Source organism: Nocardia sp. NPDC004722 (genome assembly GCF_053601505.1).
Genome location: NZ_JBSGBY010000511.1, coordinates 1 through 6,208 on the forward strand (window position 1 = coordinate 1; position 6,208 = coordinate 6,208).

General features: G+C 64.2%; 6 protein-coding genes. All 6 read left to right on the forward strand.

The genetic code is table 11. The features are described from left to right. On the forward strand, positions 1-620 hold a 620-nt coding region (locus ACWELQ_RS34930), incomplete at its 5' end, for an AMP-binding enzyme (protein ID WP_452401289.1). Between the two features lie 3 nt (positions 621-623). Further along, positions 624-1,088: an SRPBCC family protein gene (locus ACWELQ_RS34935; RefSeq protein ID WP_452401290.1), complete on the forward strand. Its 465-nt coding sequence runs from the start codon at positions 624-626 to the stop codon at positions 1,086-1,088. 70 nt (positions 1,089-1,158) lie between these two features. Further along, the gene (locus ACWELQ_RS34940; protein ID WP_452401291.1) at positions 1,159-1,737 is read left to right on the forward strand and encodes a TetR/AcrR family transcriptional regulator; all 579 of its coding nucleotides are present in this window, start codon (positions 1,159-1,161) and stop codon (positions 1,735-1,737) included. A gap of 38 nt (positions 1,738-1,775) precedes the next feature. After that, complete coding sequence (locus ACWELQ_RS34945; RefSeq protein WP_452401292.1) at positions 1,776-2,759, forward strand: alpha/beta hydrolase; 984 nt, start codon at positions 1,776-1,778, stop codon at positions 2,757-2,759. 283 nt (positions 2,760-3,042) lie between these two features. Continuing rightward, positions 3,043-4,215: a TetR/AcrR family transcriptional regulator gene (locus tag ACWELQ_RS34950; protein WP_452401293.1), complete on the forward strand. Its 1,173-nt coding sequence runs from the start codon at positions 3,043-3,045 to the stop codon at positions 4,213-4,215. A 215-nt stretch (positions 4,216-4,430) separates the two neighbouring features. Further along, positions 4,431-6,208 (forward strand): acyl-CoA dehydrogenase (locus ACWELQ_RS34955; protein ID WP_452401294.1); only part of this gene is annotated, 1,778 nt, incomplete at its 3' end.

Sequence of the window (6,208 nt, forward strand, 5' to 3'; positions counted from 1 at the left end):
CCGGAGCGCCGCCGATCGAGCGGTATGGCATGACCGAGACCCTGATCACCGTCAGCACCCGATTCCGTGGTCAGCGCAGACCCGGATGGGTCGGACTCCCGCTGCCGGGAGTCCGGACCCGGCTCGTCGACCATGCGGGCGATCTCGTCGCGCCCGATGGGGAAACCCTTGGATCGCTGGAGATCTCGGGTGCAACCGTATTCGAGGGCTACCTCGACCGCGCTGCTGCCACAGCCGAATCGTTCACGGCCGACGGGTGGTTCCGCACCGGTGATATCGCCGTGGTCGATCAGGATGGATTCCATCGGATCGTGGGCCGGGAATCGGTGGACCTCATCAAATGTGGGGGCTACCGCATCGGCGCGGGCGAGATCGAACAGACCTTGTTGTCGTATCCCGGAATCCGCGAGGCGGCCGTGGTCGGTGAGGCCGATGCCGATCTGGGGCAACGAATCGTCGCCTATGTGGTCGGATCCGTGAACGATCACCAGAGCGTGATCGATCATGTCGCCCAGACCCTCTCGGCTCACAAGCGTCCCCGCCGGATACACGTCGTCGAAGAACTGCCCCGCAACGCAATGGGCAAGGTCCAGAAGAAACTCCTGATCGGATCCGCATAACAGATGGTTCACGTACATCACACCGGAATCGCCGCGACTCCACTGGATTTCGCCTTCGACTACGTCTCAGACTTCCGCAACTTCCCCGAGTGGATGTTCGGAATCGAGTATTTGCGCCCGGTTGGGGAAATCGCTCAGGGGAACGGTGCTGTCTTCGAGGGTGCGATGAAGCTCGGCGTCACCCTGCACTCGACCATCGAGATCACCGAGTGGAAGCCGAATTGCCTGCTCCGCACCGAATCCCGATCCGGATTCGTGAACCGATCCTCCTGGCGATTCCTCGGCATCGACGAGCGGACAACCGAATTGGCCGTCGACATCGAGTACGAACTGCCCGGTGGGCTGGCCGGGAAGGCTCTGGGCAGGGTGATCGAACCGTTCGTCGTGGTCGCGCTCCGACATTCCGACCACACGCTGCGGACCGCCTTGGAATCCCGATTCGGCGGACGATCGGAAGTAGCGGGTTGAGCAATACCGCAATCGACCGACCGGACTTTCATTGTTGACAAACTTACGATTTCCCGACAATCTGTAACCTGTGGCGAACAACAGGCAAACCGCCATACAGGAGGCCGATGTGCTCGCGGCCGCCTATACCTGCTTCACCCGGCATGGTCTGCATCGCACGACCATGGAAGACATTGCGCGGGAATTGCGGCGTACCCGGCCAGTGGTGTACCGCTACGTCACAGACAAGAATGACGCGTTCCGCAAAGTGGCCGGTCGGATGCTCGATGCTGCGATCAGCAAGGCGCAGGCCGCGGTTGAAACCGAAGGTACTGTCGCAGCGCGGGTTTTCGGCGTCCTCGACATCAAACTCGGTGTCGCTGTCAAGCTCCACCACGACAGCCCTCATCACGCCGAGGACTTGCTGGCCGAGGACCAACATCTCATCGCCGATCTGGCGCAGTTCTACCTGCACACGCTGACAGAGCTCATCGTCGGGGTGCTGGCCGAGACGCTGCCTGCGGCGGCCGCGAGGGAACGAGCCGAGATACTGCTCGCTCTGACTCGTGGGCTCGAGACGGACCTGAAGGATCCGGGCCGGGTGCGTCGGCGCCTGCGTCTGGCCATCGAGTTGATCTGTCCGGAAGTCACCGGCGGCGCGCAGCCATGACGTAGCTGTCGTGCCGCAGGAATGTGGAGGAGGTTCTGATGAACCGAAAGTCCGAGTCTGCCACCGTTTACCGTGACCAATCCGCGTGGCGCGAGCTACAGCAGTTCCTGCCACCCCGTCTCCGGCTCGACGACGAAGCCGACTATCCCACCGAAGAATTCTGGGCGTGGAACGGGAACGACATCCACCTCGACCGATACCTCAATCCCGCCGCTCCCGCCAAGGTGGTCTTGCATCACGGTGTGGGCACCAACGGCCGGCAGATGAACTTGATTCTGGGCAAGCCGCTCGCCGACAGGGGCTGGGAGGTGACAGCGCTCGACAACCTGGGTTACGGCATGACCCAGGTCGGGCAGCGCGACACCTACGGCTACGCCGACTGGATTCAAATGGCCACCGACTACCTGGTGCACGAGAAGTCGCGCGACGATCGTCCGATCGTGTTCTACGGCCTGTCCGCCGGGGGCATGGTGACCTACCACGTCGCCGCGCACGCACCGCGGGGCACGCTCGCCGGGATCGTCGGCATGACCTTCCTGGATCAGCGCAACAAGGACGTGTGGATGGCGACCGCACACGACAAGTTCAGCGCGACCGTCGGCAGCAAAGGCATCGAAGCCCTGGCCCACTCGCCGCTGAAGGGCGTGGAGTATCCGATGGCGATGGCATCGAAGATGAGCGCGCTGTGCAACAACGAGGAGGCTATGAAAGTCCTGCTGGCAGACAAGACTTCGGCGGGGAACGTGGCCTCGATGAGGTTCCTCGACGACTACCACACCTACACCCCGGACATCGAACCGCCGGACTTCGACGTCTGCCCGATCCTGCACACCCAGCCCGCCGAGGACCACTGGACCCCACTCGAATTGAGTAAGCCTGTTCTCGATCCCATCACGAAGGTGAGTGTCCGCCTGGTGATGTTGGACAACGCCGGGCACTACCCACTCGAGGAGCCGGGCCTCACCCAGATGCAGGACGCCATCGACGATTTCATCCGAGAGGTCACCGGCACGAACCCGTGAAACCCGGGCGAGGATGGCGTTCCGCCCCATGCGAATGGCAATTGCCCAATTCCGCGCTGCCGCAGGAGATCCGATCCTCAACCGACGGGTCTGAGTGGGCTCGTGCTGGCCCAACCGGCCGATGCGTCCGCCGTTAAGCGGTGACGCCGCGGGTCGGCGATCTTTCGTGCAAGCTGCTACCGTCAGTATCGCATACTGGCGGTAGTGGCAAGGGAGGTCTGTATCGGTGGCCCGGAAGGCTGGAGCCGCCGCAGGCCGGCGGCGGCCGCGGAGTCGGCGCACCATGATCCTGGACGCGGCGCTCGATACCTTCGCGCACGGCGGCTATCACGGGACTTCGATGGCGGATATCGCCGCGGCGGTGGGAGTCTCGGCTCCGGCGTTGTATCGGCACTTCCGCAACAAGCGGCAGTTGCTGGCGCACTGTCTGCTCGCGGGGCTCAACGACACATTGGCCCGGCTCGAGGCCGCCCATCGGTCCGACGAATCCGGTGCGGCAGTTCCGGCCACACTGGTTCGTGTGGCGCTCGAGCTGCGTGAGCTTCCGAGGTTGTGGCAGTTGGAGTTCCGCAATCTCGAGCCCGGTGACCGCACGGCGGTGCTGGTGCGCGCTTCTCGACTCACCGGCTATCTACGGCGCTGGATCCGGGGATGTCGGCCGGAGCTGAGTGCGGCGAATGTCGAGTTGCTGAGCTGGTGCGTGCTGTCGGTTGCCGTGAGTCCGTCCTACCACCGGACCGAGTTGCCGTCGCCGCTCGCGGCGCAGGTGCTCGATTCTGTCGTGTCCACGATGATCTGGACCCGACTGCCGGATCCGCCCGCCGTGGGCGCGGTGACCCGGCGGACAGTCGGCGCAGCGGGGGACACCGAACTGAGTCGCGCTCTGAGGTCGGAACGCATGCTCGCCGAGGCTGCCAAGCTCTTCAGTACCCGCGGCTATGCCGCTGTGGGGATCGAGGATATCGGTGCGGCGGTCGGTGTCTCCGGGCCCGCTTTGTACTACCACTTCTCGAGCAAAGCCGAGGTCCTCGATCGGATCGTCCAGCGGCAGGACGAGTGGTTGCAGCTGACACTGATGCGGGCGATCTCCGAGACGCGAAGCGCGGAAGCGTCGATGCGCTCGCTGATGCGCAGTTTCGCGAGTTTCGGCGTTGCGGAACCCGACTTGCTGGCCATCACTGTCAGCGAGACCCGCCACCTGCCCGCCGATGCGGTCCAGCGCTATCGGCGGGTGCGTCTGGACGGTATCGCGCAATGGAGTCGCATGCTGCAAGCCGCCCGGCCCGACGTTCCGTCCGCGGTGGCGCGCTTGCTGATTCGAGCCGCCACCACCGTGGTCATCGACGCGGTCCGCAATCCACGGCTGCGTCGCCGGGAAGATCTCGTCGATGTTCTGGTCGCCATCGGCGAACGGATCGAAGCGGCCCCGATCGGCGAACGCACACCGGCGCAGTGAAATACAACACTTAGCGGCCGTTCACATATCGAGTTCGAATTGCCTGCTACCTGTGTGCGAATGGCGTGAATTCCGCGACGACGTTACTTAGCGGTCATTAACAGCTCGTTGTCAGCCTGATGATCGTGATCCAGAGTGGCCGGTGAGCGATCAAACTCTGTGCGCTCTACTGCGACTCATGCGGTAACCATCCCCTTTTCTCGAAAGGTGGCACCGTGGGCCATTACAAGAGCAATGTGCGCGATCTCGAATTCAACCTGTTCGAGGTGTTCGGTCTCGACGTCATCCTGGGGGCCGGCGCCTTCGGGGATCTCGACCCGGATGTCGTTCGGACCATGCTGATCGAGGCCGCGCGGCTGGCCGAGGGGCCGGTCGCGGTGCCGTTCGCCGAAACCGACCGCACTCCACCGGTTTTCGATTCCGAGACCCACTCGGTGCGGTTGCCGGAGAACTTCAAACACGCCGTGCGCGCGTGGTACGACGCGGAGTACTGGCGGGTCGGCAAGGTCGAGGGGATCGGCGGCGTGGCCGCCCCGGCGATGGTCGCCTGGGCGCTGAGCGAGTTCGTGCTCGGCGCGCAACCCGCCGCCTACATGTATCTGACGGGCCCGATGATCGCGAATGTCGTGCACGGTGTCGGTACCGAGCAGCAGCGGCACTGGGCCAAGCTGATGGTGGAACGCAATTGGGGTGCGACCATGGTGCTCACCGAGCCCGACGCCGGCTCCGACGTCGGCGCCGGACGCACCAAGGCGGTCCCGCAGGTCGACGGCTCATGGCATATCGAGGGCGTCAAGCGTTTCATCACCGGAGCCGACTCGGACGACCTGTTCGAGAACATCGCGCATCTGGTGCTGGCCCGGCCCGAAGGCGCGGGCCCGGGCAGCAAGGGGCTGTCGCTGTTCTTCGTTCCGAAGTTTCACTTCGACCCCGAGACCGGGGAGGTGGGCGAACGCAACGGCGCATTCGTCACAAATGTCGAGCACAAGATGGGATTGAAAGCCTCGGCGACCTGTGAACTCACCTTCGGCGGTCACGGCGTGTCCGCCGTGGGCTGGCTGGTGGGCGAGGTGCACGACGGCATCGCGCAGATGTTCAAGGTGATCGAGGAAGCCCGAATGATGGTGGGCACCAAGGCGATCGCCACGTTGTCGACCGGCTATCTGACCGCGCTGGATTACGCCAAGCAGCGAGTCCAAGGCACCGACTTGACCCGCCAGACCGACAAGGCCGAGCCGAAGGTGGCGATCATCCGCCACCCGGACGTGCGGCGTTCGCTGCAGTTGCAGAAGGGGTATACCGAAGGGCTGCGATCGCTCTACCTCTACACCGCCGGTCATCAGGATGATGTGGTGGCGCAGCATCTTTCGGGTGCGGACCCCGAACTCGCGGCCGCGATCAACGATCTGCTGCTACCGATTGTGAAAGGCGTCGGATCCGAACGCGCCTACCAGTATCTGGCCGAATCGTTGCAGACACTGGGCGGCTCGGGTTTCCTCCAGGACTACCCGATCGAGCAGTACATTCGCGACTCGAAGATCGACTCGCTGTACGAGGGCACGACGGCCATTCAGGCCCAGGACTTCTTCTTCCGCAAGATCGCTCGCAACCGTGGTGTCGCCCTGGGGCACGTGTTGGGGCAGATCCGCGCGACCGCCGACGCCGAGCCGTGGGCACAGCTGAAGGTGGCGCGTGAGCTGCTGTCGACCGGGACCGATCGGGTGCAGGACATGGCGGGCGCGCTGACCGGGTATCTCGTGGCCGCCCAAGAGCGGCCCGAGGAGTTGTACAAGGTTGGTCTGGGTTCGGTGCGGTTCCTGCTGGCCGTCGGTGATCTGCTGGTGGCGTGGAGGCTGCTCATCGGGGCCGAAACAGCGCTTGCCGCACTGGATTCCGATCCCACCGGCCCCGATCGCGCGTTCTACGAAGGCAAGGTCGCCACGGCGATCTTCTTTGCCCAGCAGGTGTTGCCCAGGCTGGATGCCGACCATGC